Raw genomic sequence first — 26,019 nt, 5'->3', positions numbered from 1 at the left:
CCGAGCTGACCGTCATCGACGCCCGAACCCGGCCACCCGCGAGGGAAGCGGATCGCGCAGCCTGGCCACGTACCGCCGGTACGCCCGTGCCTCGGCCGAGGCACCGGCGACGGCGGCCAGGCGGTCGGGGAAGAGCACTCCTCCCGCGTGCAGCGGGGCGCCCGCCCCGAACCGGTTGCCGTGCAGGCGGCCGGTCACCAGCCGGCCCCGGTTCCCGTGAACCAGCCTGGACCGGCCGGCCACCACCGGGCCGCGGTTGACCTGGAACCAGATCTCGCGCCGGTTGCCGAACAGCACGACGCTCTCGCGGAGGTCCCGCACGTCGGTGTACACGTCGAAGTCCCAGTCGCCCGGGGCTCCCCCCGAGCCGTGGGCCCCGCGGAGGCGGTGCATGAACCGGGGCAGGCCGACGGGGGCGCCGAACGGAACCACGGCGTCGGCGTACGGCTCGCCGGCGACGAAGTAGATCCTGAACTCCAGGCCGTACAGCCGCCCGCGGACCTTCCTCCTGACGCTCAGTGCGAACATGTCCGCGTCGTCGTGGCCGGCGCGGTCCTCCGGGCGGACATGCCGGCTCAGGTGGCGGAACGACAGTGCCTCCGGATCGGCCAACAGGCCGGGGATCCGTTCGACCGAGCCGTGGAGCAGATAGAGACACATCAGGTCCACCGGATGCGTGTCGTGTGCCAGCCGGGTGAGGAATCCCTCGGAAAAACTGTCCCGCACAGGTGTCTCCAGCCGTCCCGCCCCCTGCCCCGTCGTGGGCACGGGGCCAATCTACGGCCTCGGGACCACCCGTCGGGCCCGTGCCGGCCGCGCCCCGCCCGTGCCGGGCGCGGCCGCACCAGGGCTCGATCCCCGTGCCCGCCGGGACCGGCGCCGTCCCTCCGCGGGCCCGGCGGGCGGGTTACGTCGCGGCCTTGATCACCGCGAAGACGGCGCCCTGCGGATCCTGGACGACGGCCATCCGGCCCACGGTGGCGAGGTCGAAGGGCGGGACGAGCACGCCGCCGCCCGCCTTCACCAGCGCGTCCACCGTGCTGTCGGTGTCGTCCACCGCGAAGTAGGTGAGCCAGTGCGAGGGCACCCCGGGCGGGGCGCCCTCCAGGGTGGTCAGCCCGCCGACCGGGCGGCCGCCGACGCTGAACGAGTGGTAGTTGTCCGCGCCCTCCATCGGCGCCGAGTCCAGGCCCAGGGCCCCCCGGTAGAAGCGGGCGGCCTCGGGGATGTCCGAGGTGTGCAGCTCGTTCCAGGTCAGCGCGCCGGGCTCGTTGACCTTCTGGGCGCCGTAGAAGTCGACCGGCTGCCAGACGCCGAAGGCGGCGCCGGTCGGGTCCGTCGCCACCAGCATCCGGCCGACGGTCAGCACGTCCATCGCCGGGAAGACCACCGTGCCCCCGGCCGCCGCGATCGCGGCCTGGGTCGCGTCCGCGTCGGCGCTGGCCAGGTAGGTGGTCCACACGGTGGGCGGGGTCGGGCCCCCCTCGCCCATCGGCTGGGCCGCCATGATCCCGGCCACGGCCTTGCCGTTCAGGGTGCACATCGCGTACCCGCCGGTCTCGGGCGGTCCGATCTCACCCTGCCAGCCGAACAGGTCCCGGTAGAAGTCGAGGGCCGCCTGCTGGTCGGGGGCCATCAGGTCGACCCAGCACGGCGTGCCGGGCGGGTAGTGCTCAGCGGTCACATCAGGCATCTGCGGTCTCTCCCGTGCGGTGCCGCCCCTTGCTGCCCGGGGCGTGCGGTGGACCCCCCGAGGACTCACCATCACCGCCCCGGGCGGAGCCCGCCACCCGGACGGTCCGGGCAGCGCGAGGGCGCGCAGCGCTCCGCCGGGCCCGGACCCGGAGACGAGGTGGAGGCGGTCCCGGCCGCCCGCCTGGACCTGGGGCCTGGGAAACCGGGCGCTCGGCGTCCGGGCGGGCGCCGGGGGCGTCCGTCACCGAGACCCGCGGCAGGGCGTACGGGTGGTGGTCGCGCAGGTAGCCGATCAGGTGTTCGCGCAGCTGGCAGCGGAGTTCGTAGGCCTGGTCGGCGTCGGCCGCGGTGGCCAGCGCCCGCACCACGATGGTGGTGGGCGTGGTGTCGACCACCTGGAGGGCGCTGCCCTCGCCGTCCCACAGCGGGTTGGCGGACAGGAAGGCGTCGAACTCCTCCCGCAGCTTGCCGACCGGGGCGTGGTGGTCGAGGTGGAGGAGCGCCGTGCCGGTGATCCGGTTGGAGCGGCGGGACCAGTTCTCGAACGGCCGGCCGACGAAGTACGACATCGGCATCACGATCCGCCGCTGGTCCCAGGTGGCGATCACCACGGCGGTGAGGGTGATCTCCTCCACCGTGCCCCACTCCCCCGCGACCACCACGACGTCCCCGATCCGGGCGAGGTCGCCGAAGGCCATCTGGACGCCCGCGAAGACGTTGGCGAGGGTGCTCTGCGCCGCCACGCCCGCGACCACGCCGACCAGGCCGGCCGAGGCGAGCAGGCTGGTGCCGATGCCGCGCACCGCAGGGAAGGTCATCAGCACGGCGCCCAGCGTCACCAGCCCGATCACCGCCTGGCAGATCCGGCCCAGCAGGTGGGCCTGGGTCCGGGCCCGCCCGGCCCACACCGGGTCGCGGCGGTGCACGGCGAGCCGGACCGTGCCGTCCACGAGCAGCGCCACCACCCGGGCGCAGAGCCGGCCGCCGCAGACGATCGCGGCGATCAGCACCAGGTGCCGCAGGCCGTCCCGGGCCGCGAGCGGCGCGTCGATCCACGGCAGCGCGCCGAGCACCAGCAGGCAGGCCGTCAGCGCCAGCAGCGGCCGGCGGCACCGGGACAGCACCTGCGGAACGCCGGTGGTGCGCCCGCCTGCGGTGAGCCGCCGCGACACGGCCAGCGCCGCCCGGTCCGCCCCGTACGCGAGGAGGACCGCCGCCGGACCCGCCAGCGCCAGCCGTACCAGACTCCACCCCATGTCCCGCTCACCTCTCCGCTCTCCTCGGGTGCGCCGGGCCGCGAGCGCCCGGTCTGCGGCCCCGTCTTTCCGGGTTCGCCGCGCCCACACCTGCCGCGGCCGTGGCATGGATCGCGCGCGCCGGGGCACCCGACCACCGCGTGCCCGCCCCAGCGGTGGGCCGCGTCACCGGTCCTACGAACGGAAGGGAGAAGGACACATGAACGAGGGCGTCAACCTCTGGCGGTTCCGGGACACTTCCGGCCACACCGCCGACACCGACCTCATCGGGTTCCACGTGGAGGCCGTCGACGGCTCCGTCGGCACGGTGGACAAACTCTCCGAGGAGGTGGGATCGCAGTACCTGGTCGTCGACACCGGTCCGTGGATCTTCGGCCGGCTGGTACTCCTCCCGGCCGGCACGGTCATCCGCGTCGAGATCGGCGAGCAGAAGGTCTACGTCGACCGCTCCAAGGACGACATCAGGAACAGCCCCACCATGGGCGCGAGCGACAGCGACCTGGGCCCCGACTTCCGCGACCGCTACGCGCTCTACTACGCGCCCTTCTACGGCAACCGCATCATCTGACCGGGCCCGGAGGCGGAGGCCCGGGGGCTGGACGGACGGGGGCCGGACGGGCGGGGAAGCGGCCCCGGGCCCGCAGAAGGGCCCGGGGCCGACCGGACTCACGGTGGCCCTCTTGGCCGGGCATCCTCGTCCCCCTCCGCCCGCAGGGACCCTGCCTTCGCCTCGGGACGGGCATGCGCGATCATGACGCGATGGACACTCGTTTCCTCGGCATGGCCGAGCTGGTCGAAGCCCCGCGCGTGGCGGTGGTGGTCGACGTCATGCGTGCTTTCACCGTGGCTGCCTGGCTCTTCGCCCAGGGTGCGGAGAAGATCGTTCTGGCGGAGTCGCTCGACGGAGCCCTGGGTCTCAAGGCTGCCCACCCGGATTGGGTGGCGCTCAAGGACGGTCCGCCCGCGCCCGGTTTCGACCTGGTCAACTCGCCGGGTCTGCTGCGGTCCGTCGACCTCGGCGGACGGACCGTCGTGCAGAAGACCACCGCGGGGACGGTCGGCGCCCTCGCGGTCAGGGAGGCGTCGTTGGTGTTGTGCGCCGGCTTCGTGGTGGCGGAGGCAACCGCTCGGCTCCTGCGGGCGAACGGGTGCGACAGCGTCACGTTCGTGGTCACCGGCGAGGACGGCCGGGCCGAGGAGGATCTGGCGTGCGCTCAGTACATCGCCGGCAGGGCCGGTGGGACGGAGGCGGACGCGGCCGGGTTCCTTCGTCGCGCCGGCGCATCGCGCGCCGCTGCCGAACTGGCGGAAGGGGTGCGCGAAGGGTCCCATCCGGATGACGTCGCGCTCTGCCTGGAGCTCGACCGGTTCCCCTTTGCCATGGTGGCGACGTCGGAGGACTCGCTCATGATCCTGCGTCCGTCCGCCGTGCCTGCGGGGTGAGGCGGGCGAAGGTGAGGCAGGCGTCGACCGGTCCCGGCCCGCGGTGGGCCATGCCCCCCTGCACGGGGAGGGCATGACCCACCGTCCGGCGTCAGCCGCGCAGGCCGGCCAGCCAGGCCTCGACCTCGTCGGAGCGGCGGGGGAGGTCGGCGGAGAGGTTCTCGCTGCCGTCCTCGGTGACCAGGAAGTCGTCCTCGATCCGGACACCGATGCCGCGGTACTCCTCCGGCACCGTCAGGTCGTTCTCCTGGAAGTAGATGCCCGGCTCCACCGTGAGGACCATGCCCGGCTTCAGCGTGCCGTCGACGTGCTCCTCGACGCGGGAGTGGGCGCAGTCGTGGACGTCGAGGCCCAGCATGTGGCCGGTGCCGGCCAGGGTGAAGCGGCGGTGCAGGCCCAGCTCGTAGACCTTGTCGGCGGTGAGGTCGCCGAACAGGCCCCAGGAGGTGAGGTGCTCGGCGAGCTCGCGCTGGGCGGCGTGGTGGAAGTCGCGGAAGTCCGCGCCGGGCCGCACCGCCGCGATGCCCGCCTCCTGCGCCGCGTACACGGCGTCGTAGATCTTCCGCTGGAGGTCGGTGAAGCGGCCGGAGACCGGCAGGGTGCGGGTGACGTCGGCGGTGTACAGCTGGTTGGTCTCCACGCCGGCGTCCAGCAGCAGCAGTTCACCCGGGCGGGCCAGGCCGGTGTTGCGGACCCAGTGCATGATCGTGGCGTGCGAGCCGGCCGCGGCGATGGTGCTGTAGCCGACGTCGTTGCCCTCGATCCGGGCCCGGAGGAAGAAGGTGCCCTCGATCAGCCGCTCGGACGTCTCGGCGTCGTCGGCGAGGACGCGCACCACGTCCTCGAAGCCGCGGGCGGTCGCCGCGCAGGCGAAGCGCAGCTCGGCGATCTCCCACTCGTCCTTGACCAGGCGCAGGCCGGACAGGAGGGCTTCGAACTCCGTGTCCCGCTCGGCCGTGACCTTGTCCCGCAGGGCCTTCTCCACGCCGGCGTCGTGGCCGCGCAGCACCCGGACCGGACCGGTGGCCGCGGCCAGGTCGGCGTGGACGGTGCGCACGTCCCGGCAGGCCAGGCCGAGCAGCTGCTCGGCCTCGGCCGGGCTGTCGCGGCGGCCGTCCCACAGCTCGCCGTGACCGTCCAGCCAGAACTCGCCGTTGTCGATCCGGGAACGGCCGCGCAGGTAGACCACGGCCCGGTGGCCGCTCTCCCCCGTGGGCTCCAGCACCAGCACGCCGTCCTGGCTGTGGTCACCGGTCAGGTAGGCGTAGTCGGAGGACGGGCGGAACGGGTAGTCGGCGTCGTTGGACCGCACCTTCGGGTTGCCGGCCGGGACCACCAGCAGCTCGCCCGGGAAGGCGGCGGACAGCGCGGCGCGGCGGCGCTCGGCGTACGGGGCCTGCGCTATCGGCTCCAGGCCGTGGCGCTCGGTGTCGGCCCAGCCCTGCTTCATGTTCTCGGCGAGTTCCTCGGTCACCCCGCGGGTGAGTCCGTTCTTCCGGTACTTGATGGGCTCGGTCGGCTCGGTCACTGCGGACGCTCCAGGGAGGGTGGGGAGATGCGGCGCGTCGTCGCGCCGATCTGCCGGGTACGTAACAAGCGTTTTGTACCGTATATCGAACACGGTCCGAAGAAAAGGGACCGAACCGTTCTGGTGAGGGGACGCACGGTGGCACGGGGAGGGCAGGGCCCGCCACCCGTGCGGGGTGGGGCAGGCCACACCCCGGGTGCGGGGCGGGCCGCAGTGACCGGGTGGGCGCCGGCGCGGCATGGTCGTCCACATGAGAACAAGCTCACGACCCACCGGGACGCACGGGCGGTCCCGGTCCGCGGCTGCCCCGGCTCGCGTACCCGCTGTGCTCGCCGGTCTTGCCGCGGGCCTCGTCCCGGCCTTCGTCCTCGCCCCCGGCCCGTTGGCGGCGCGCATGTCCGGTGGCGGTTTCGGCGACCAGCGCCACCTGATCGACAGTTTCTCCACCTCGTTCGTCGGCTACTGGAGCTCCGGTGACCGGGACCTCTCCCCGGACCTGGAGCGGGTCGTCGACTACTGGCTCGGCTACCACGTGGTCAAGGCCTCGATCGCCGCAGCCCTGCTGGCCGTGCTGATCGCGCTCGGCGTTCGGCTGTGGAAGGCCTTCGGGCAGGCGCACGAACGCGGGGCGGGGCTCGGGGCGGGACGCACGGCGGCTCTCGCGACAGCCGGGATCGCCGTCACCGCGCTCGGGCTGGCCTCGGCGGCGGCGGTCATGGCCAACGTCCAGGGGGCGATGGCACCGCTCTCCTCACTGCTGTCGATGCTGCCGACGCACCCGCCGCACGGAGCGCTCGCCGACACGCTCGACCAGGTCAGGCGGCAGCTGGCCGACTATCCGCAGGCCGGTGACCGCACGCCGCCCGCCGTCGAGGCGCTGGTCGGCGACTTCTCCCTGTACCACCTGGTGATAGCCGTGGCCGCCCCGGTGGTGGCGGTCGCCCTCGTCGGCCTGAGCGTGGTGGCGTGGAGGCGGAGCGCCAGGACGGCGGCGTCCGACCGGCGGGCCAGGCGCGTGCTCAGGTCGTTCGGCCTCCTGTGGGCCGTGTTGTCCCTGGGCTTCGTCGTCCTCGCCGCGGCGAACGCGTCCACCGCGGCCGACCCGGCGCCGGCCCTGCTCGCCTTCTTCAGGGGCGGATGGTGACGGGGGTCAGGAGTTGAGGTAGGCGAGGACCGCGAGCACCCGGCGGTGCTGGGCGTCGTCGGGTGGCAGGCCGAGCTTCGCGAAGACGTTGCCGATGTGCTTCTCCACCCCGCTGCCGGAGAGCACCAGCCGCCGGGCGATGGCCGAGTTGGAGTGCCCCTCGGCCATCAGCCCCAGCAGTTGCCGCTCACGCGCGGTCAGCACGCCCAGCGGGTCGCCGCGTCGCTGTCCGGCCAGCAACTGGGCGACGACCTGCGGGTCGAGCACCGTCGCGCCACGGGCGACCCGGTCGAGGGCGTCCAGGAACTCCTCGACCCGGGCGACCCGGTCCTTCAGCAGATAGCCCACCGCGCCGGAACCGTCGGCGAGCAGGTCGGCCGCGTACGACGCCTCCACGTACTGGCTGAGCACCAGCATCGGGGAGCCGGGCACCTCGCCGCGGGCGGTGACCGCCGCCCGCAGGCCCTCGTCCGTATGCGTCGGCGGCATCCGCACGTCGACGACCGACACGTCCGGGCGGTGCTCGCGCACCGCCTCGACCAGGGCCGGGCCGTCACCCACCGCCGCCACCACGTCGTGCCCGTCCTCGGCGAGCAGGCGGACCAGGCCCTCGCGCAGCAGCACGGCGTCATCGGCGACCACGATCCGCAGCGGCCTCCGGGGCGTGGGGGGCGCCGGTGCCCCCGACGGCGCTTCGGACGGCGCTTCGGACGTCGTCCGGTCCGGCATCAGGGACATGGCAGCTCCGCGGTGATCGTGGTCGGACCGTCCTCGGGACTGCTGACCCGCAGGCGGCCGCCGACCGCCCGGACCCGGTCGGCCAGCCCCTGCAGTCCGTGTCCCTTGGCCAGGGCGGCTCCGCCCACCCCGTCGTCCGTGACCCACACCCGCAGCACTCCGGCGGCGTGGCGCACTCCGACCGTGCACCGGCGGGCGTGGCTGTGCTTGGCCACGTTCGTCAGCGCCTCGGCGACCACGAAGTACGCGGCCGTCTCGACGGCGGCCTCCAGCCTGCGGCCGAGGGGACCGGCGTCCAGCTCGACGGGGACGACGCAGCGCGCGCCCAGGGCGGCGAGCGCCTCCCGGAGCCCCCGGTCGGTGAGGATCGGCGGCGCGATGCCCCGCGACAGGGCCCGCAGCTCGTCCAGCGCCTGCTGGGTCTGGGCGACCGCGTCGGCGAGCGCGGTCCGGACGAGCTCCGGATCGCGGTCGAAGTGGTGCTGCGCGCGGCCCAGTTCCATCGCCAGCCGGACCAACTGCTGCTGGGGGCCGTCGTGGATGTCGCGTTCGAGCCGGCGCAGGGCGGCGGCCTCGGCCGTCACCGCCGCGACGGCCTGCGCGCGGGCGGTGTCGCGCTCCTGCTCCAGTCCGCTGATCCTGCGGTGCAACGCGGACATGTTGGACAGCAGCGCCCTGCCGAGACCGGCCTGGGCCGCGACGCAGACCCGGGTCACCAGCGGCAGGGTGGACAGCAGCAGCACGGCCAGCGTGACCGCGAAGACGAGCCGCTCGGTCGGCGCCGTCAGCCCCAGGCTCACGGCGATGTGGGACTGGTCGCTGCCCGCGTACAGGGTCATGGGCCGCAGCGATCCGGGCGCGGCCTGGTTGCGCAGGGGGTACGTGGCGGTGGCGACGCCCGTGAACCACCACAGCGCCGTCACCGCCGAGGTGACCAGGACGACGGGGAGCACCATCACCGCGTGCGCCAGGTCGAGCCACAGCCCGGGGTCGGCGGCGTCGGCCGTCCCCTTCGACCTCGGCCGCCAGCCGGCGCCCGGTGCCCCGCCGGCCCGGGACGGCACCTTGCCGATCCGCCACCACTCGACGTCGCCGGGCCACCGGGCCAGCGCCAGCGCCCGGGCCGCGACGGGCGATCCGCTCGGCAGCAACGAACCGGCCGTGGCGACGCACAGACTGCCGACCACCAGGAGCAGGCCGGCGACGGCGCTCAGCGGAGCGGTGAGGAGATAGAGCGATTCCACGAGCGCACGACGTCCGACCCGCACGATGAACCCGGCGCCCAGCCGCCACCGGCCCGCGATCGCGAAGGGCAACGACTCGACCATTCCCCCAGCATAGTGGCGCGCCGGCCCAAGCTCTGCGGCTCGCGCCGCTGTTCGGGATCCCGCCGGCCGCGGTGTGCCGCATCGCGCGGCGCCCGGACCCGCCGGTCGGCGGGCCCGAGGACACGCCACCGGCGGGACGGACGTCGGCTCGGGAACGTCAGGCCCGTTCCGCCGTTCCCCGGCGCGGTCAGCCGGTCCGGGTACGACCGGACGTCCCCGCCCGCGGGCTCGGTGGTGCCGCTGTTCATGCCACGCCGCACCATGCGACCGCCGCCAGCGCGTAGGCCTTCGCGGCCCCGACCAGCTCGTCGATCGCGCACCGCTCGTCGACGGCGTGCGCCATGGCCTGAGCGCCCGGTCCCAGCCCCACGGCGGGTATGCCGGCGGCGGTGAACCAGGTGAGATCGGTGGCCGACGGGAACGGCAGCACATCGCCCGGGCCGGCGAACGGGGTGCCGAGGGCCGCCCGCTCGCGGGCGGCGCGCACCGTCCGGCAGAGCGGATGGTCCCGGTCGGTCCGCCCGCCCGGATAGTGCATCGGCCAGTCGATGCGCGGGGGGTTGGCGCGCAGCCAGGGGTCCTGCCGCACGATCTCCCGCACCGTGCGCGCGATCTCCGACCGGATCTCGGACACGCCCGTCGCGGGCGGGTAGAAGACCGCGTACTCAAGGGTCGTCCGGTCGGGGATGAACGCGACGCTGCGGCTGCCGTGCGCGGCGCCGTCGACGACGTTCAGGCCGATGGTGAACTGGCCCTTCTCGAACAGCGGGTCCGTCCGGCTGTCGAACCATTCGGCCTCCAGCCGGCGCAGCGCGTCGTGGATCCGCAGGGCGGCGTCGATCGCGCTGGCCGCGACGGGGGCGGCGGAGTCGTCGATCACGCTGGCGGCGACGGCCTCGGCGGCATGTTCGCCTGCGGGTTCGCCGGCCGCCGCCAGGGACCGCATGCGCGAACGCATCGACGCGTGCGCGCTGCGTCCGGTCACCGTGATGTGCACGATCAGCACGCCGGGAGTGGCCGGCATGACGGCCAACGGCCGGTCGACGCCGGTGGGCTCGCCGATGATCGCCCCGTCGGCGGTGAAGCCGCGGATCAGGACGGCGGACGTCCCCAGCCGGTGTTCGAGGTTCTCCTCGCCGACCACGCCCTGCAGGACCAGGTCACCCCGCAGCCGCGTCCCGGTCCCGGCCAGCGCCAGGGCGGCGAAGGCCTGCGCGACCAGTCCGCCCTTCATGTCCGCCGTTCCCCGGCCCCAGACGTGGGTCTCGTCGACGAACGCCGTGAAGGGGTCGTGGGACCACCGGGCGGCGTCGTCCGCCGGTACGACGTCGACATGGCCGTTGAGGATCAGCGAGCGCCCGCCGCCACGACCGCGCACCACGCCGACCACGTTGTCCCGGCCCGGCACCTCGCCGAACAGCTCGGTCTCCGCGCCGGCCTGCCGGTACAGCCGCGCCAGCAGCCGGGAGACCTCCGTCTCGCCGCCGACCAGATCGTCGTAGTCCTGATCCGGATAGGCCGGGTTCACGCTCCGGATGGCGACGGCCTCGGCGAGCGCGGCCACCATCTCCTCGCGCATGCCGTCGATGCGGGCGAGCACCCGGTCCGTCGGGTCGGCTCTCATGAGGTCGCCGCCGGCGTCTCCTCGGCCGGGGAGGCGAGCTCGCCGCTGTCGTGGACGGTCCGGCCGCCCACCAGCGTCCGCAGCGCCCTGGTACCCGGGAGGTCGTCCTCCGGACAGGTCACCGGATCGCGGTCCACGATCACCAGGTCCGCATGGTTCCCCGGCGTGAGCGAGCCGATCCCGGACCGGCCGAGCACCTTCGCCGCCCCCGTCGTCCACATCCGCAGCGCCTCGATGCGCGAGAGCTTCTGGTCCGGCCCGTCGTTGCGGTGGCCGCTGCCCGCGAAGCGGTGGGTCTGCGCCAGTTCGATCTGCTCCCACGGGTTCTTCGGACCCCAGTCGGAGCCGCCCGCCAGGTCGAGCCCGGTGTCGAGGAGACGGCGCAGCGGTTCGAGGTCGCGCCAGACGTGGGTGCCCATGCGCTCGCCGTACATCGCGCCCTTGCCCCAGGCGAATCCGGCGCTGGTGGTGACCTGGAAGCCGAGGTCCGCGTACCGGCGGGCCTGCTGCGGCGTGATCGTCATGGCGTGCTGGAGGATCCAGCGCCGGTCGCGGAAGTCGTGCTCCCGCACGACGCGTTCCGCGATGTCGAGGAAGTCGTCGTGCTCGCGGTAGGAGCCGACGCAGAGGTTCGCCCGGATGCCGTTGGCGGCGCAGAACCTGACGAACGTCTCCTCCTTCTCCAGGGACACGAACCGGTTGCCGCGGGTGGGGCGACCGAAGGGGTCCTGGTAGGGCTCGTAGGTCGCGAAGTGGCCCGAGAAGCAGGGGCCGCCAGGGCTGAGGGTGAGCCCGTCGAGCCGCAGCATGTCGTCGCCGTCGTCCGCGACCTCGCCGGCGAACCGTTCCAGGCGGGCGGCGAACTCGTCGTGCGACAGGGGGTCGAACGGATAGAAGATGACCGACTCGACGTCCAGCGTCGCCAGCACGCGCAGGGGCAGGGCGCCGGTCGCGTGCAGGTGCCGGTAGAGCCCGATGTGCTCCGGCTCCATCGCGTGGCCCTCGTACACGGTGGTCACGCCCTGCGCCGTGTAGCGCGCCAGCTCCGCGGTGGTGCCGGCGACGGCGTTCGCCATGCTGAGCTTCGGGAGTTTGGTCAGGATCTGACCCCAGAAGGGGTCGTAGGTGTAGTAGTTGGTGACGGGTCCGCGCAGGATCCCGGTGAGTTCGCCGGCCTCGTTCTTGTCGATCTCGACGTCGCAGACCCGGTCGGGGATGAAGGCGGTGAGCCCGACGGCGCGCAGGCCCGCGCTGTTGAAGGCGACCACGTTGGGCATGCGCGGCGCCCAGGCCTGGATCAGCACCGGGTGGGCGTCGGTCGCCGAGTCGAGGGTCCACCGGTCGGGCAGGCGCCGTTCGGCCAGGTCCCGTTCCGAGCGGCGGATGAAGTAGTGCGGCTCGCCGACCGGGGTGCACATGATCCACTCCCCCGCCGGCGTGGTCGCGGCCTTGGCCCGGATGCGCGCCACGATGTCCGCGTGGTCGACGGCGTCGGTGAGGTCGACGAGCCCGCCCGCGAGCATCCCGAAGTGCGCGACGTGCGGGTGGGTGTCGATCAGACCGGGCATGACCACGCCGCCCTCGGCGTCGACGTGGCGGGCGCCGGGCCCCGCCGCCCGCACCATGGCGTCCCGGTCCCCCACGGCGAGCACGCGCCCGCCCGACAGGACCAGTGCCTCGGCCTCGGCCCCGGGTGCGCTCGGATCGAGCGTCCGCACCCGCCCGCCCGTGATGATCGTGTTGGTCACGGCTTCCCTCCGCAGTCGACGGTGGTACCTGGTGGACCCACCGTAGCGCAGAAGTTCTCCATATGGAGAAAAACCTTCGCCGCCCGCGCCGGTACGATGAGCCCCGTGACGACTCCCATGCGAGAGCCCCAGATGGACCGGGGGATCGCCCGTCGCGAAGCTCTCCTGGACGCCGCGACCCGGCTGCTGGCCCGGGAGGGCGCGCGCGCCCTGACCCACCGGGCCATCGCGGCCGAGGCGGGTACCACCCACGGCATCGCCCGCTACTACTTCGGCACCCTCGACCAGCTGCTCGACGAAGCCCTGCGGCGCCTGGCCGCCCGCCAGGTCGAGGAGGTGCGCGCACTGTTCCACGAGCTGCCGGACGTCGACGTCCCGCAGCGGATCTCCCGCATCGTGCAGTACGTGACCGGCTCCCTGGCCCGCGACCGGGACTCCGGCATCGCCCGGTACGAGTTCTTCCTGGAAGTCGCCCGCCGCCACCAGTTGCGGGCCAGCCTCGACGCCTGGGGAGTCGCCCAGCGGGCGGCCTTCGCCGGCGAACTGCGCGGGGCCGGCTCCGCGGACCCCGAGGCCGACGCCGCCGACTTGCTGACCCTCGTCAACGGCCTGCTCCTGGAGCAGCTCGCGCTGCCCACCGACGACTTCGAGACCGCCCGGCTGCGACCGGCCGTCGCGCGGTTCTTCCCGCGGGGCTGAACCCCGGCGTCGACGCCGGGGCAGGGCCTCGCCACCGCCGGAAGGTCCTGCCGCGGCGGCCCGTGAGCGACCGGGCAGATCTTGACCGCGGACGCCACTCCCAGGTCGAGTACTATGAGAAATGATCGATCATTGCTCAACCGGCGAGCGGAGGAGACTTGAGTTGCCACGTCCCACCAGCCCTGCGAACCCCATGAGCCCCGCGGCTCCCCCGCCCTCCGGGGCGAGCACGCCGGGCCTCCCGCTGGAGCGGGCCCCGCTGCACGAGCACGTGCGCACCTTCATCCTCGAAGGCCTGGTGGCCGGCCGCTGGGAGCCCGGGGACCGCATCGTCGAGCGCCGGATCGCGGTCGAGCTGGGCACCAGCCAGGCGCCGGTGCGCGAGGCGCTGCGCGAGCTGGAGGCCATGGAACTCGTCACCTCCAGCCCCAACAAGGGCGCCCGGGTCCAGGAGTTGACCGTGGACCAGCTCCGGGACGTGTACGTCGTGCGCGCTGCCCTGGAGCGCCGGGCCGTCATGCTGGCCGCCCCCCGGCTGGCCGGGAACACCGCCGCGCTGGAGGAGCACCTGCTCGCGATGCGCCGCGCGGCCGTGGAGGGGGACGTCGACGGCCAGGCCCTGCACGGCGTGGCCTTCCACCGCGCGATCGTCCATGCCTGCGGGAATCCCGTGCTCATCCGGCACTGGGACGGACTGGGCGTGGAGGTGTGGACCCGCCTCTCGCTGCGGTGGCTGCGCACGGAACTGCACGACAACGCGGAGGACCACGAGGAGATCGCCGAGGGCCTGCTCCGCGGCGACCCGCACCTGGGACGCCTCATGGAACGGCACGTCATGGACTACGCGCGCGAGCCGAAGAACGGCTGACACCGAAGGGCGCCCGGCACCGAAGAGCGCTCCCCCGACCCGCGGGGAGGCCGTGTCCGAGGCGCGCGCGAGGCCCTGATCTCCGCCGAGGGGCCGGGCGGTGGCTCCGCCCGCCCGGCACCCTCGGCTCCGGGTGCACCCGCCGCCGCGCGCGGCGCGGCCCGCGCGCCTCCCGGAGGAACCACCCGCAACGATCCCGCCGAGGGGAGCCCATCGCGCGGCAGTGATATTTGATCGATCATTGCGCATTATGGCCAGCAGTAGTCCCACGTAGTAGTCCCACAGTGCCGACCGCCGGGCGGCCTCCCCGCTTCCGGTCGGCCCGCACCACGGAAGGGCGAACCCATGTCCCCGCACCACCAGCTCGACCAGCTGCCCGAACCCGATCCGCAGGAGGTCGCCGAATGGCTCGCCTCCGTGGACGGCGCGGTCGGCGCCGTCGGACCGCGGCGCACCGCGCGCCTGCTCCGGCGGGTCGTCGACCACGCGCGCCGGGCCGGCGTGCCGCTGCCTCCGCAGTCCGTCACTCCGTACATCAACACCATCCCGACCGCCGCCGAACCCGCCTACCCCGGCGACGAGGCGGTGGAAGCGCGGATCACGGCGTGGAACCGGTGGAACGCCGCCGTCATGGTCACCCGCGGCAACGAACGCGGCGGCCTGGGCGGGCACATGTCCACCTACGCGTCGGCCGCCTGGCTCTACGAAGTCGGCTTCCAGCACTTCTTCAAGGGCAAGGACGCCGACGGCAGCGGCGATCAGCTCTACGTCCAGGGCCACGCCTCCCCCGGTGTCTACGCCCGCGCCTTCCTCGAAGGGCGTCTGAACGAAGCCGAGTTGGACCGCTTCCGGATGGAGGCGGGCGGCGACGGCCTGCCCTCCTACCCGCACCCGCGGCGGCTGCCCTGGCTGTGGGAGTTCCCGACCGTGTCCATGGGCCTCGGCCCGCTCTCGGCGATCTACCAGGCCCGCTTCAACCGCTACCTGCACCACCGCGGGATCAAGGACACCAGCCACAGCCACGTATGGGCGTTCCTGGGCGACGGCGAGATGGACGAGCCGGAGTCCACGGCCGCCCTCGCGCTCGCCGCCCGCGAGGAACTCGACAACCTCACCTTCGTCGTCAACTGCAACCTGCAGCGCCTCGACGGCCCGGTGCGCGGCAACTTCAAGATCATGCAGGAGCTGGAGGCCCAGTTCCGCGCGGCCGGCTGGAACGTCGTCAAGGTGCCCTGGGGCGTGGAGTGGGACGGCCTGCTCGCCGCCGACACCGACGGGCTGCTCCTGGACGCTCTCGAAACCCTGCCCGACGGACAGTTGCAGACCTTCGCCGCCCGCGACGGCGCGTACATCCGCGAGCGCCTGTTCACCGGAGCGCTCGCGGACCTCGCCCGCCCCCACAGCGACGGGGACCTCGCCCGGATCGTCGGCACCTCGCGCGGTGGTCACGAACCGCGCAAGATCCACGCCGCCTACCGGGCCGCGCTCGATCACCGCGGGGCCCCCACCGTCGTCATGGTCCAGACGGTCAAGGGCTGGACGCTCGGCCCGGGCTTCGAGTCGCGCAACGCCAACCACCAGATGAAGAAGCTCTCCGGCAAGGAGTTCCGCGTCATGCGCGACCTCCTCGACCTCCCCATTCCCGACGCCCGGTTGGGTGAGGACCTGGTCCCGTACGCACATCCGGGGGCCGGCTCGGAGGAGGTCGCCTACCTCCAGGAGCGCCGGCGTGCGCTCGGCGGTCCGGCTCCGGCCCGCCGGGTCGTCGCCCGGCCGCTCCCCGCCCCCGCGGACAAGCCGTTCGCCGCGCTCGCCAAGGGCTCGGGCACCCAGGCGATAGCGACCACCATGGCCTTCGTCCGCCTGGTCAAGGACCTGATGCGGGAGGAGGGGACGGGCCCGCGCTGGGTGCCGGTCGTCCCGGACGAGGCCCGCACCTTCGGCATGGAGTCGCTGTTCCCCTCCGCCGGCATCTACTCCCCCAAGGGCCAGACGTACGAGCCCGTCGACCGGGACCAACTCCTGTACTACAAGGAGTCCACCGACGGCCAGATCCTCAACGAGGGCATCACGGAAGCCGGTTCGCTCGCCTCCTTCACCGCCGCCGCGACCTCCTACGCGACGCACGGCGAGCCGATGATCCCCTTCTACATCTTCTACTCGATGTTCGGCTGGCAGCGCACGGCCGATCAGTTCTGGGCGCTCGCCGACCAGTTGGGCCGCGGCTTCGTCGTGGGTGCCACCGCGGGACGCACCACCATGACCGGCGAGGGCCTCCAGCACGCCGACGGCCACTCGCACCTCATCGCCTCCACCAACCCGGCCTGCCTTCCCTACGATCCCGCCTTCGCCTACGAGGTCGGCGTGATCGTCCGCGAGGGGCTGCGGCGCATGCACGGCGAGGCCGCCGAGGACGTCTTCTACTACCTCACCGTCTACAACGAGACCAAGGTCCAGCCGCCGATGCCCCGGGCCGAAGGAGTCGAGGAAGGCATCCTGCGCGGCCTGTACCGCTACCGGCCCGCCGCCGCGGCCGCGGCCGACGTACCGCGCCTGCAACTGCTCGCCTCCGGCACGGCGATCCACTGGATCCTGCGGGCCCAGGACCTGCTCGCCACCGACTGGAACGTCGCCGCCGACGTCTGGTCGGCTCCCTCGTGGACGCTGCTGCGTCGGGACGCCATGGAGGCCGAGGCCCGGGGCCGCACTCCGTACGTCACCGAGGCGCTGGCCGGTGCGCCGGGGCCGGTCGTCGCCGTGTCCGACTGGATGCGCGCCGTTCCGGACCAGATCGCCCCGTGGGTCCCGCAGCAGTGGACCTCCCTGGGCACCGACGGCTTCGGCCTCTCCGACAGCCGGGACAACGTCCGCCGGTACTTCGGCGTCGACGCCGAGTCCATCGTCGTGCACGCCCTGCGCACGCTCGCCGCCCGCGGCGACGTCGAGCCGGACGTTCCCGAACTGGCCGCCCGGCGCTACGGCCTGGCGGGAGGGAGCTGAGCTTCCGCGTCCACCGCCGGGCCTTGCCTCCTGATCCGGAACGCCGGACCGGGCGGCGAGGCCCGGCGGACCGTCCGTGGTCCGCGGATTCGAGCCGGGCCCCGCCGACCCGGAACGCCCCGACCGCGGTCGGCCCGGAGCCCGACGCGGATGCCTCCCGCCCTGTCACGGACTGCTTGAGGTGGCGACGAAGGTGTACGCGCCGAGTTCGAGGAACAGGGAGTCCTGGAGCCCGGGCACGCCGGTGAGGGGGACGGCGAGCCGCCGTTCGCGCTCCCCGGCCCTGGCGGTCACCGGGGTGTAGGCGCGCAGCACGATCCGGGCGTCGCACGGGAGGGGCTGGTCGAGCTGGACCACGACGGTGACCGTGCCGGAGTAGTTGGCGGGCAGGACGACCGAGCGCGTGTACCCCTCGTCGGTGCCGGGCGCGTAGATCTGCGCCGTCAGGCTGAACGGGGCCTGCTGGTCGGTGTTGGAGAAGGTCGCGGTGCCGGAGGGCAGGTCGGTCCCGGAGATCCCGAAGACGAAGCGCGTCGGGGTGTTGTTCAGGTTGACGACGGCCAGGCTGGAGAGGACGTACCTGGTCTGGCGGCACGGGATGACGTCGATGTTGCGCCAGCCGACGTTGGGGTTGTACCTGACCCAGTTCAGGTAGTCGACGAGCGAGCCGAACGTGGGCAGGGTCGCGGACATGGGGTGCGCGGGAGTGTCCACGGTGGCGATCGTGCAGTAGTGGCCCGGCGGGTTCCGGCTCGGCCAGAGGAAGGCGGACCTGCTCACACAGATCTGTCCGGGAGGGACCTCCCTGGCGCCGCCCCGGACGGTGAACGGCACGACGGTGCCGCCGCTCTCGGCGGTGACCGGGGTCCAGGCCCGGGGGTCGAGGAGGAGCCCTCCGGGGGCGTAGTAGAGCCTGACGTTGCCGGAGGCGGGGCAGCCGGTCCTCAGGTTCTTCCCCCGGACGTAGATGCGGTTGAGCTGCCCGTACACGATGGGGTGGCCGAGTCCGAGGTCGGGGCCGTCGTAACTGGACTCCAGCAGGCCGAAGTCGAGAATGTCGCTGCCGAAGGGGATGATGTCCGGGGACTCCCAGACGGGGTCGGCCGTGGGGGTCTGTCCCGTGTCCCGGAAGTTGTCCCGGACCAGGATGTCGTTCCAGGTGGCGGCGGCGTTCATGGTTCCTCCCGAGTGGATGGTGTGCGCCGGACAGCGAACGGGCCGCCCGGGCGCTCGGACACGGAGGTCCGTGGTTCCTCGGCGGTGGTCCTTCGGGCGCAGAACGTCCTTCCAGGGGTGATGAATCGGAGATCGGCCCTCTGCGCGGGCGGACAGGCGGTCCCGTGGTCGTCGGGGTGGTGCGATTCCCCGGACATGGCACGCTTCGGACCGCCGCAGAAGAGGCGGCCGTCCTCATCGGCGGCCGCGCATGAGGTCGCCGGAGGTGTCGGTGAGTCGGTCCTGTCAGATCGGGACGGCCAACGCGCCCGCTCCGACGGTACGGTGACGGCGCCGAAAGCAATTCCCCGCATCGTGCTGCGGGTTCGCGGGGAAGGTTCCCGACACAGGAGAATATATCGGGCTCGAACTACCCCGCCCAATAGGCCGGACGGGTGAATACCCGCTGGGCGCCGATGTGACGACCGCCGGCGGAGAAGTCCGACGGCCTGCCGAACCCACCGTCACGGAACGGTGTTTCGCCCAGCTGACCGGGAGAAGGCCTCCGCCGAGTACCCGCGATCACGGCCGGGAGACGGCGGCGGGCACCGCGCGGCGCAGCAGTCGGCGCTGGACGGACTCCAGCGGGCCGGTCGGGAAGCGGTGCAGCCAGAGGCGGGCGCCGAGCACCAGGAGCAGGCAGACTCCCGCCCACAGGCCCATCACCCACCACGGCCCGCTGCCCCGCAGCCGCTCGGCGAGGCCGAGCCCGAAACCGTAACAGGCCAGTGCGCAGAGCAGGTTCTGCGCGACGTAGCAGGACAGCGCGGTGCGGCCGACGGCGGTGAGGCTCCCGAGGAGCGGCGGACGGGCGAAGCGGTCCAGGATCACACCGACCAGGCCCGCGTAACCCAGGGCGAGGGCGGGGGCGGCCACGTAGCGCTGGATCAGGAAGCCCTGCGATCCGGCCAGGGAGGCGGCCAGCGAGAGCGGGAGCCCGACGCCCAGACCCCAGGCCAGCAGCCGGCCGCGCAGGCGCCGGCCCTCCTCGCCCGGAGCGAACGCGCCCGCCCGGTGGAGGCGGACACCGAGGAGGAAGAGGACCATCAGCAGGGCGAAGCTGAGGACCGGCTCGATCCGCAGGGCGAGGACGTTGGCCAGCCGGAAGGCGATCTGCTCGGGGTAGCTCCCGTGGGCGTAGAGGTCCACCACGGCGGCATCGGGACCCGATCCGGTCGCCGACACCTCGTCGCCCAGCGCCAGGACGAGGCTCCCGGCGGCCATCAGGACCAGGTGGAAGGCCACGGCCGAGCGGAAGACGACCCGCCGCACCCGGTCGGAGGCGGCGAGCAGACGAGCGACCAGCAGTGAGCACAGCGCGTAGGCCATCAGGACGTCCCAGGCGAACACCAGCACGAAGTGCACCGTGCCCTCGGCCAGCAGGAACCACGCCCGGGGCCGGTAGCTCCCCGGCCAGGGCAGCCCGCGACGGCGGGCGGAGTCGTACTGGATCGCCAGACCCACACCGAACAGCACCGTGAGCAGGGCGAGGAACTTGCCGTCCGCCGCGAGGCGGAAGAACGTCTGCGCCGCCAACGCGGGCGAGGGATCGTCCAGCAGGTCCCGCAACGTCGCACCGGACGTCGCACCGGTCAACGCACCCCACTCACCGCCGGGCGCCGCGAAGATCCACACATTGGTCATCAACGTGCCCAGGATCGCCACGCCCCTCAGGACATCGGGCAGGACAAGCCGGTCCGGACGAACCGCGACGGACGGACGGACCGGTACGTGGTCGGACACCTGGCACACCTCTCAGCGGACTCCGTCCTCATCGTGACCGACACCGCAACCGCGCCACCTCGTGACCAGTGAGGACTGCGGTGTCCATCGGCGGGCGTACCCGAACGCGCGGGTGTCCGCCGCGAGCACGAGACGATCCCCTAGGGCAAAGGAACGCTCCGCTCCGGACATTGATGCATCATCAGGCCCTTTCGGAATCCCGTGCAGCCGCCCGGAGGGCCGCCCCGCAGAGTCGGGCCCGCTGGTTCGGTTCCCCCCGACCGCCCCGACCGGCATCCTGGAGCCATGCGGGGAACCCCCAGGTGAAACGGATCACGGACAGCGACCTCGTCCAGGCGGCGCTGTACGGCGGCCTCACCCTGGTGCTCGACGTCTGGCTGCTGGCCCACGTCGGGTACGACGGACGCGTCGTGGCGGCGCTCGCCGCCCTGGTCACGGTCGGCGCGCTGGTCGGCATCGGCCTCGGCCGCGCGAGCGCGCGTCGCGGAGCGCGCACCCCCCGCACCGCGCCACCCGCATCCCAGGGCGGAATCCGCGTCCTACGGAGCGCGCTGACGGGAGGCCTCTACATCCACCTCGCCCTGCCGGCCGCCGCGCTGGTCGACATCGTCCTGCACCGGGACCACCTCATCGGCTACCTCGGCGGCACCTTCTAGGTGCGTTCCGGGCGTGCCCGATCCCCGTGAACGGTCAGGCCGGCCCGTACCGGTCGGCGTCGCCCGGTCCGCGCGTTGCCTGCCCGACCGCCTTGTGCAGGGCGCGCAGGGCCACCAGGAGCAGCCCGATGTCGTCCAGCAGGACAGGGTCCGGGAGCAGGTCGACGGGGCTGATCAGGTAGGCGATGGAGGCCCAGAACAGGACCTTGGCCGACATCGGGACACCGGTCGACACCAGAAGCTTCCGCACGCGGACCAGCTTCACGACCAGGACCACCGCGATCGCCAGGGACACGGCCACCAGAGCGCCGAGGACCCACCACAGAACGCCGCCACCGTCCACCGGTCCACCTCCCGCTCGCCTCCGCACGGTCCTGCCCAGGGTACGGGAGGCCCTGCCGAACCGGCACGGGCGGGTGATCTTCCGGGTGGATCCGGCCGGACGCGCTCGGTCCGGCCGGACGCACTCTCCGGATTCGGCCCCGGTCAGGCGTCGAGGACGCCGCCCGCGCGCCGGACCACCGGCGCCTCCGTCGACCACGGGAAATTGATCCAGTCGTCGGTCCGCTTCCACACGTACTCGCACTGCACGAGGCTGTGCGACTTCTCGTAGATGACGGCCGAGCGCACTTCGGCGACGTGGCCGAGGCAGAAGTCGCGCACCAGCTTCAGCGTCTTTCCCGTGTCGGCGACATCGTCGGCGATCAGGACCTTCTTGTCGGTGAAATCGATCGCCTCGGGAACGGGGGCCAGCATCACGGGCATGTCGAGGGTCGTCCCCACCCCCGTGTAGAACTCGACATTCACGAGATGAATGTTCTTGCAGTCCAGCGCATAGGCCAGACCCCCTGCCACGAACACACCGCCACGGGCGATGCTCAGGATGAGATCGGGCTCGAACCCGTCATCCGCCACCGCCTGCGCCAGCTCGCGCACCGCCCGACCGAACGTCGAATAATCCAGGACCTCACGTACATCGCTCACCCGCACATTCTCCCCCCTCGTCGACCCGACGACGAACACCGGCCCCTGAGGACACCAGGACGGCGGGCCGCGTCCCGGGCGTCCGCGGGTACGCTCCCCCACCCCGGCCAAGCCGGCCAGGAACGGCTGGCGCCACCATCAGGACAGGAGATTCTTCGGCGAAAGCCGGCTCAGATGAGGGTGCCCCACCGTCCGGAGCCGAAGATTCTTTCGCCGCGGGGGCCTCGCTCCCGGAGCACACGGTTCTCCGCTCACCCTCGGCCGCCGCGTGATCGCACAGCCCCTGCACAGGGGCCGGGCCGCGGCGTTACCCTCGGCGGTATGAACGCGTCGGAAGCCGCCGCCCCGGAGCGCCCCACGAGCTCCACGGACCTCGCGGAGCTGGTGAGGCTGCTGGACCGGCGCGGTGCGGTGGTGCTCAGCGGGGCGGGGCTGTCCACCGAGTCCGGCATCCCCGACTACCGCGGTGCCACCGGCCGGCGCCGCTCGGGGACGCCGATGACCTACCAGGAGTTCACCGGCAGCGAGGCCGCCCGCCGCCGCTACTGGGCCCGCAGCCACACCGGCTGGCCGCTCTTCGCCCGGGCCAGGCCGAACGACGGCCACCGGGCGGTGGAACTCCTGCGCCGCTCGGGGCACGTCGGGGCGGTGATCACCCAGAACGTCGACGGGCTGCACCACGCCGCCGGCACCCGGGAGGCCGTGGAACTGCACGGCGGGCTCGACCGGGTGGTCTGCCTCGACTGCCGGCGCACCAGCTCCCGGGCCGCACTGGACATGCGCCTGGACGAGTTGAACCGGGGCTTCCGCCGCCCCGGCGCCGTGCTGCGCCCCGACGGTGACGCGCAACTGGCGCAGGAGCTGGTGGACGGCTTCCGCGTCGCGCCCTGCGCGGACTGCGGCGGCGTGCTCAAGCCGGACGTGGTGTTCTTCGGCGAGAACGTGCCCCCCGCCAGGGTCGCGGACTGCTACGAACTGGTCGACGCCGCAAGCTCGCTGGTGGTCCTCGGTTCCTCGCTCACGGTCCTGTCGGGCCTGCGCTTCGTACGCCGCGCCGCCCGAGCGCGGCTGCCCGTCGCCATCGTCAACCAGGGACCCACCCGCGGCGACGACCTCGCCGCGCTCCGCCTCGACCTGCCGCTGGGGCCGGCCATGACCGAGGCGGCCCGGCGGCTCGGTGCCGCGAGTGGCTCAACTTCTACTTCCGCGCCCCCGCCGGACCGTTTCCCCACCGCGATCGGGGAACCGTCCGCCGACCGCGGAGGCGCCCGGGCGGGCGGCCTCCCGGGCGTCCTTCCGCCCGGCCGGACATGACAACGGCAGCAAGGTGTCCGCAGCCCTACGAGCAGCGCAACAACGGTCGTACACGCGGAAATTGACGCCCCCGGCTTTACCGGAATCGGTCACGGCCGACGAAGGAACTGTGCACACTTGGACTTCCGGGGTCGACACCGCACCAAGCGGTCGCGCCCTGCTGCCTGGGGGGCGGTTTTGGGCCAGAATTCTGTTTCAGGGGGCACGCTCGGCGCGCGGCTGAGAACCGTCGCCGATCTGCCCGTGCTCGCCGCACAGCGCCGGGGTCTGCGGGGCCTGGCCCTGGCGGTGGACGAACGGGCCGGCCACGCCCCGGCCGATCGGAAGACGGCCGCGGCGAACGCGCAGGACGCGCTCGCCGGCGACGTCGACACCTGGGCGCAGCTGGACCTGATGGCGCTGTTCGGCCGCCCCGAGCTGTACCGCGCCCCGGACGCGCCGGCGGACCGGGCTTCCCGGTTGCGGGAAGCGGTCACCCACGCGCCGCCGCTGCTGGTGTTCGTGCCGCTCGGCATCACCTGGTTCGGGCTCAGCCGGGCGACCGGCGCGTACGAGGAGTTGCGCTCGACCCAGGCGGGACGGGAGCTCGCCGACGGCCGGACCTTCCTCGACCTGTGGCAGGACGGCTTCGGCGGCCACCTCAGCGGGCTGTTCACCTTCGGCGCCATGGTGTGGTGGACGATCGCCGCGCTGCTCCTGCTGCTCGGCACCACGCTGGCCGCCGAACTCGTCCGGCGGCGCGGCGACCAGGCCGGGAAGGCCTCGCTCGGCGCCGCCGTCGCCCAGCTCCCGCCGCTGCTGACGGAGGCCCAGCTGCTGCTGGCGGCGGCCAGGTTGGAGGCGCCGTCCAGGTTCGTCGCGGAACTGAGCCGGGCCGCCGCGCAGCTGACCCCGCTGCTCGACCGGGCCGCCGACACCCACGCCGCCACCAGCTCGCTCGCCGACAGCACCGTCGAACTGCTGCGCACCGCCAGGCGCAGCACCAAGCAGCTGGGCGAGGCGTCCGCGGTGCTCGACGGCACCGCCGGCCGGCTCACCGACAGCGGCGACCGGCTGGTCACCGCGACCGAGCGGAGCACGGCCGCCGCCGACGCCATGGCGCAGCTGGTCCGGGAGGAGATCGCCCGCACCCGGGCGGACCTGTCGCAGGCCGCCGCCGAGAGCGTGCAGGAGATCCGCGAGGCCACCGGCGCCTCGGCCCGTACCGTCGGCGCGCTCGGCGACCAGGCGGTCCGGACGGTGCGGGAGCTGTCCGAGGAGATGGCGCGGACGGTCACGGTGCTGTCGGACACCGCGAGCCTGCGGATGGCCGAGGTCGGCGAGAGCGTCGAGAAGCTGGTCACCCGGGCCGCCGCGCAGGGCGAACGGCTGGTCGGCGACGCCTCGGAGCGGGCCGACGCCTCGCTCGCCGTCCTGCTGGACGAGCTGCGGACCGTCTCGGCGGCCCTCGACCACTCGGGCGACCGGCTGGGTCTGGCCGGCGAGGGGCTCACCGGCTGGCTGGAGCACACCCTCGGCACCGGCGCCGACCACATCGCCCGTACCTACCACCTCGCCATCGCCACCGCGGCGGTCGAGCTCAGCCGGCAGTTCCAGCAGGCCGGCGGCGCCGTGGAGGCCGCGCTCACCGACTTCACCCGCGCCGTGGGCACCCTGGACACGGCGGTCGACACGCTCGGCGGGACGGTCGGCAGCCTTGACGGAACCGTCGGGACGCTCGGCGGGACGGTGGGCACGCTCGGCGGGACGGTCGGCGCGCTGGACGGCAGCGTCGGCGAACTCGGCGGCGCGGTGGGCACCCTGGGCGGCACGGTGGGTTCGCTGGAGGGCACCGTGACGGTGCTCGACGGCACCGCGGGCGCCCTCGGCTCGACCGTCGGCGTGTTCGACTCCGGGGTGGAGAACCTGGGCTCGGCGGTCGTCACCCTGGACGGCACCGCCGAGCGCCTCGAGGCCACGGTCGGCACGCTGCACGGCAGCGTGGACGCCCTCGACGCGAGCGTCGGCGGCCTGGACCGCACGGTCGTCCGCCTGGGCAGCGGTGACGGCAGCGGTGCCGGCAGGGGCGGCGGCGCCGGTCCGGAGGCCGTCCACCTGGGCAAGTCGGACGCCCAGCCCCCGTACGGCGTGCCCTCGCGGGCCGTCCCCCCGCGGGACCGGGACCCCCGGGTCGTACCGCCCCCGCAGGACACCCCGCCACAGGACACCCCGCCCCACGACGCCACACCGCAGGACACCCCGCCACAGGACACCCCGCCCCACGACGCCGCACCGCAGGACACCCCGCCACAGGACACTGCGCCGCCGACCGCCTCACCTCACGACCGGCCCCCGCGCGACGTGCCCCCGGCCGGACCGCGTTCCGCGGAGCCGGGGAGCCCGTCGTGAGGGGTACGGGCGTCACGCACCTGGCGGGCTGGCTCTTCGCCGACCTGCTGCTGATCCTGGTCCTGGTGGTGCTCGGCGGTCAGACCAACCGGACACCCGACGTCATCGCGGACCCGACACCGACCGCCACCGCGACCCCCACCCTCACCCCGTCGCCGACCCGGTCCACGCCGGTACCCACCCCGACCCCGGCCCCCACCCCGCCGGCGCCGGTCGGCATGATCCCGCAGAGCCTCGACCTGCCCCTGCTCGTCGACCAGTCGGTGGCCGACGACCTGGTGAACGGCAATCCGGCCCGCAAGGCCGCCGCCGCCCGCCGGGTCAACGAGGCCGTCGACACCGCGCTGAACGGGCAGCAGAAGCGCGGTGCCCTGGTCTTCGTCTGGGGCACGGACGGGGGCTGCGGCGGCTGCGCCCCCACCTCCAACGCCAGCAGCGCCTTCGCGAAGGCCGCGGCGGAGGCCATCCAGCAGGGCGGGCACCGCCAACTGCCGGCCGATGCCGGGTTCTACCGGGGCTACCTCGACCTCGGCCCCGCCTCCGGCACCCTGCGGATGGAGCTGTTCCTCTACAACTCGTGACTCCCGCCCCGCCCACGTCCGCACCCGCCCATGTCCGCACCCGCCCACGTCCGCACCCACCGAAGCC

Annotated in this window: 22 protein-coding genes; 10 read left to right on the top strand and 12 right to left on the bottom strand. The window is 73.4% G+C overall.

Annotated features, from left to right (window positions below):
* Window positions 1-12 precede the first annotated feature (12 nt).
* The 3 genes from ACFC0B_RS29950 to ACFC0B_RS29940 form a co-directional block, all read right to left on the bottom strand.
* The gene (locus tag ACFC0B_RS29950) at window positions 13-660 is read right to left on the bottom strand and encodes a hypothetical protein (protein ID WP_376092938.1); all 648 of its coding nucleotides are present in this window, start codon (window positions 658-660) and stop codon (window positions 13-15) included.
* 247 nt (window positions 661-907) lie between these two features.
* Complete coding sequence (locus ACFC0B_RS29945) at window positions 908-1,693, bottom strand: VOC family protein (RefSeq protein WP_376092629.1); 786 nt, start codon at window positions 1,691-1,693, stop codon at window positions 908-910.
* Window positions 1,686-2,951 (bottom strand): mechanosensitive ion channel family protein, encoded by a 1,266-nt coding sequence (locus ACFC0B_RS29940; protein WP_376092626.1) that lies wholly within the window; start codon window positions 2,949-2,951, stop codon window positions 1,686-1,688. The genes ACFC0B_RS29945 and ACFC0B_RS29940 overlap by 8 nt, the downstream gene beginning before the upstream one ends.
* 199 nt (window positions 2,952-3,150) lie before the next feature.
* Here ACFC0B_RS29940 and ACFC0B_RS29935 point away from each other — a divergent pair, with 199 nt between their 5' ends.
* Both ACFC0B_RS29935 and ACFC0B_RS29930 read left to right on the top strand, forming a co-directional pair.
* On the top strand, window positions 3,151-3,519 hold the full coding sequence (locus ACFC0B_RS29935; RefSeq protein ID WP_376092623.1) for a PRC-barrel domain-containing protein: 369 nt from the start codon (window positions 3,151-3,153) through the stop codon (window positions 3,517-3,519).
* A gap of 191 nt (window positions 3,520-3,710) precedes the next feature.
* The gene (locus ACFC0B_RS29930) at window positions 3,711-4,394 is read left to right on the top strand and encodes a 2-phosphosulfolactate phosphatase (RefSeq protein ID WP_376092620.1); all 684 of its coding nucleotides are present in this window, start codon (window positions 3,711-3,713) and stop codon (window positions 4,392-4,394) included.
* Window positions 4,395-4,485: 91 nt separating this feature from the next.
* Here ACFC0B_RS29930 and ACFC0B_RS29925 read toward each other — a convergent pair whose 3' ends face one another.
* On the bottom strand, window positions 4,486-5,922 hold the full coding sequence (locus tag ACFC0B_RS29925; RefSeq protein WP_376092617.1) for an aminopeptidase P family protein: 1,437 nt from the start codon (window positions 5,920-5,922) through the stop codon (window positions 4,486-4,488).
* Window positions 5,923-6,247: 325 nt separating this feature from the next.
* Between ACFC0B_RS29925 and ACFC0B_RS29920 the strand changes: the two genes are divergently transcribed.
* Window positions 6,248-7,066 (top strand): hypothetical protein, encoded by an 819-nt coding sequence (locus ACFC0B_RS29920; RefSeq protein WP_376092614.1) that lies wholly within the window; start codon window positions 6,248-6,250, stop codon window positions 7,064-7,066.
* A gap of 6 nt (window positions 7,067-7,072) precedes the next feature.
* Here ACFC0B_RS29920 and ACFC0B_RS29915 read toward each other — a convergent pair whose 3' ends face one another.
* The 4 genes from ACFC0B_RS29915 to ACFC0B_RS29900 form a co-directional block, all read right to left on the bottom strand.
* The gene (locus ACFC0B_RS29915; protein ID WP_376092935.1) at window positions 7,073-7,717 is read right to left on the bottom strand and encodes a response regulator; all 645 of its coding nucleotides are present in this window, start codon (window positions 7,715-7,717) and stop codon (window positions 7,073-7,075) included.
* 77 nt (window positions 7,718-7,794) lie between these two features.
* On the bottom strand, window positions 7,795-9,132 hold the full coding sequence (locus ACFC0B_RS29910; RefSeq protein WP_376092611.1) for a sensor domain-containing protein: 1,338 nt from the start codon (window positions 9,130-9,132) through the stop codon (window positions 7,795-7,797).
* Between the two features lie 244 nt (window positions 9,133-9,376).
* Window positions 9,377-10,756 carry a M20 family metallopeptidase gene (locus ACFC0B_RS29905; RefSeq protein ID WP_376092608.1) on the bottom strand — a complete coding sequence of 460 codons (1,380 nt, stop codon included), beginning with the start codon at window positions 10,754-10,756 and terminating at the stop codon, window positions 9,377-9,379.
* Window positions 10,753-12,504, bottom strand: a complete 1,752-nt coding sequence (locus ACFC0B_RS29900; protein ID WP_376092605.1) for an amidohydrolase — start codon at window positions 12,502-12,504, stop codon at window positions 10,753-10,755. Before ACFC0B_RS29900 ends, ACFC0B_RS29905 begins: the two co-directional genes overlap by 4 nt.
* Before the next feature lie 105 nt (window positions 12,505-12,609).
* Here ACFC0B_RS29900 and ACFC0B_RS29895 point away from each other — a divergent pair, with 105 nt between their 5' ends.
* The 3 genes from ACFC0B_RS29895 (at window position 12,610) to aceE (ending at window position 17,071) form a co-directional block, all read left to right on the top strand.
* Window positions 12,610-13,203: a TetR/AcrR family transcriptional regulator gene (locus tag ACFC0B_RS29895; RefSeq protein WP_376092602.1), complete on the top strand. Its 594-nt coding sequence runs from the start codon at window positions 12,610-12,612 to the stop codon at window positions 13,201-13,203.
* 163 nt (window positions 13,204-13,366) lie between these two features.
* Window positions 13,367-14,071 carry a GntR family transcriptional regulator gene (locus ACFC0B_RS29890; protein ID WP_376092599.1) on the top strand — a complete coding sequence of 235 codons (705 nt, stop codon included), beginning with the start codon at window positions 13,367-13,369 and terminating at the stop codon, window positions 14,069-14,071.
* 345 nt (window positions 14,072-14,416) lie between these two features.
* Window positions 14,417-17,071 carry a pyruvate dehydrogenase (acetyl-transferring), homodimeric type gene (gene aceE, locus ACFC0B_RS29885; RefSeq protein WP_376092596.1) on the top strand — a complete coding sequence of 885 codons (2,655 nt, stop codon included), beginning with the start codon at window positions 14,417-14,419 and terminating at the stop codon, window positions 17,069-17,071.
* 165 nt (window positions 17,072-17,236) lie between these two features.
* On the opposite strand, the gene ACFC0B_RS29880 is transcribed toward aceE, so the two are convergent.
* Both ACFC0B_RS29880 and ACFC0B_RS29875 read right to left on the bottom strand, forming a co-directional pair.
* Window positions 17,237-18,247, bottom strand: a complete 1,011-nt coding sequence (locus ACFC0B_RS29880; protein ID WP_376092593.1) for a hypothetical protein — start codon at window positions 18,245-18,247, stop codon at window positions 17,237-17,239.
* A 561-nt stretch (window positions 18,248-18,808) separates the two neighbouring features.
* Window positions 18,809-19,951 carry a DUF418 domain-containing protein gene (locus ACFC0B_RS29875; protein WP_376092590.1) on the bottom strand — a complete coding sequence of 381 codons (1,143 nt, stop codon included), beginning with the start codon at window positions 19,949-19,951 and terminating at the stop codon, window positions 18,809-18,811.
* A gap of 380 nt (window positions 19,952-20,331) precedes the next feature.
* Between ACFC0B_RS29875 and ACFC0B_RS29870 the strand changes: the two genes are divergently transcribed.
* Entirely contained in the window at window positions 20,332-20,685 is a 354-nt protein-coding gene (locus tag ACFC0B_RS29870; RefSeq protein WP_376092587.1) for a hypothetical protein, read from the top strand.
* Window positions 20,686-20,719: 34 nt separating this feature from the next.
* On the opposite strand, the gene ACFC0B_RS29865 is transcribed toward ACFC0B_RS29870, so the two are convergent.
* Window positions 20,720-21,028: a YkvA family protein gene (locus tag ACFC0B_RS29865; protein ID WP_376092584.1), complete on the bottom strand. Its 309-nt coding sequence runs from the start codon at window positions 21,026-21,028 to the stop codon at window positions 20,720-20,722.
* 143 nt (window positions 21,029-21,171) lie between these two features.
* The gene (locus tag ACFC0B_RS29860) at window positions 21,172-21,669 is read right to left on the bottom strand and encodes a phosphoribosyltransferase (protein ID WP_350542252.1); all 498 of its coding nucleotides are present in this window, start codon (window positions 21,667-21,669) and stop codon (window positions 21,172-21,174) included.
* 321 nt (window positions 21,670-21,990) lie between these two features.
* Here ACFC0B_RS29860 and ACFC0B_RS29855 point away from each other — a divergent pair, with 321 nt between their 5' ends.
* From ACFC0B_RS29855 to ACFC0B_RS29845, 3 genes are all read left to right on the top strand, one after another.
* Window positions 21,991-22,983: an NAD-dependent protein deacetylase gene (locus ACFC0B_RS29855; protein WP_376092581.1), complete on the top strand. Its 993-nt coding sequence runs from the start codon at window positions 21,991-21,993 to the stop codon at window positions 22,981-22,983.
* A 243-nt stretch (window positions 22,984-23,226) separates the two neighbouring features.
* The gene (locus ACFC0B_RS29850; RefSeq protein WP_376092578.1) at window positions 23,227-25,371 is read left to right on the top strand and encodes a hypothetical protein; all 2,145 of its coding nucleotides are present in this window, start codon (window positions 23,227-23,229) and stop codon (window positions 25,369-25,371) included.
* Window positions 25,368-25,952 carry a hypothetical protein gene (locus tag ACFC0B_RS29845; RefSeq protein WP_376092575.1) on the top strand — a complete coding sequence of 195 codons (585 nt, stop codon included), beginning with the start codon at window positions 25,368-25,370 and terminating at the stop codon, window positions 25,950-25,952. The genes ACFC0B_RS29850 and ACFC0B_RS29845 overlap by 4 nt, the downstream gene beginning before the upstream one ends.
* Window positions 25,953-26,019 lie beyond the last annotated feature (67 nt).

Origin of the sequence: Kitasatospora sp. NPDC056184 (assembly GCF_042268405.1) — a bacterium.
In the GTDB taxonomy this organism is placed as follows: Bacteria; Actinomycetota; Actinomycetes; order Streptomycetales; family Streptomycetaceae; genus Kitasatospora.
This window is presented reverse-complemented; position numbering and strand designations above follow the sequence as displayed.

Coding starts and splice junctions, on each gene's coding strand:
- ACFC0B_RS29880 (WP_376092593.1), bottom strand. CDS start 18,247: ATGAACGCCGCCGCCACCTGGAACGACATCCTGGTCCGGGACAACTTC.
- ACFC0B_RS29945 (WP_376092629.1), bottom strand. CDS start 1,693: ATGCCTGATGTGACCGCTGAGCACTACCCGCCCGGCACGCCGTGCTGG.
- ACFC0B_RS29950 (WP_376092938.1), bottom strand. CDS start 660: ATGTGTCTCTATCTGCTCCACGGCTCGGTCGAACGGATCCCCGGCCTG.
- ACFC0B_RS29935 (WP_376092623.1), top strand. CDS start 3,151: ATGAACGAGGGCGTCAACCTCTGGCGGTTCCGGGACACTTCCGGCCAC.
- aceE (WP_376092596.1), top strand. CDS start 14,417: ATGTCCCCGCACCACCAGCTCGACCAGCTGCCCGAACCCGATCCGCAG.
- ACFC0B_RS29905 (WP_376092608.1), bottom strand. CDS start 10,756: ATGAGAGCCGACCCGACGGACCGGGTGCTCGCCCGCATCGACGGCATG.
- ACFC0B_RS29930 (WP_376092620.1), top strand. CDS start 3,711: ATGGACACTCGTTTCCTCGGCATGGCCGAGCTGGTCGAAGCCCCGCGC.
- ACFC0B_RS29940 (WP_376092626.1), bottom strand. CDS start 2,951: ATGGGGTGGAGTCTGGTACGGCTGGCGCTGGCGGGTCCGGCGGCGGTC.
- ACFC0B_RS29855 (WP_376092581.1), top strand. CDS start 21,991: ATGAACGCGTCGGAAGCCGCCGCCCCGGAGCGCCCCACGAGCTCCACG.
- ACFC0B_RS29910 (WP_376092611.1), bottom strand. CDS start 9,132: ATGGTCGAGTCGTTGCCCTTCGCGATCGCGGGCCGGTGGCGGCTGGGC.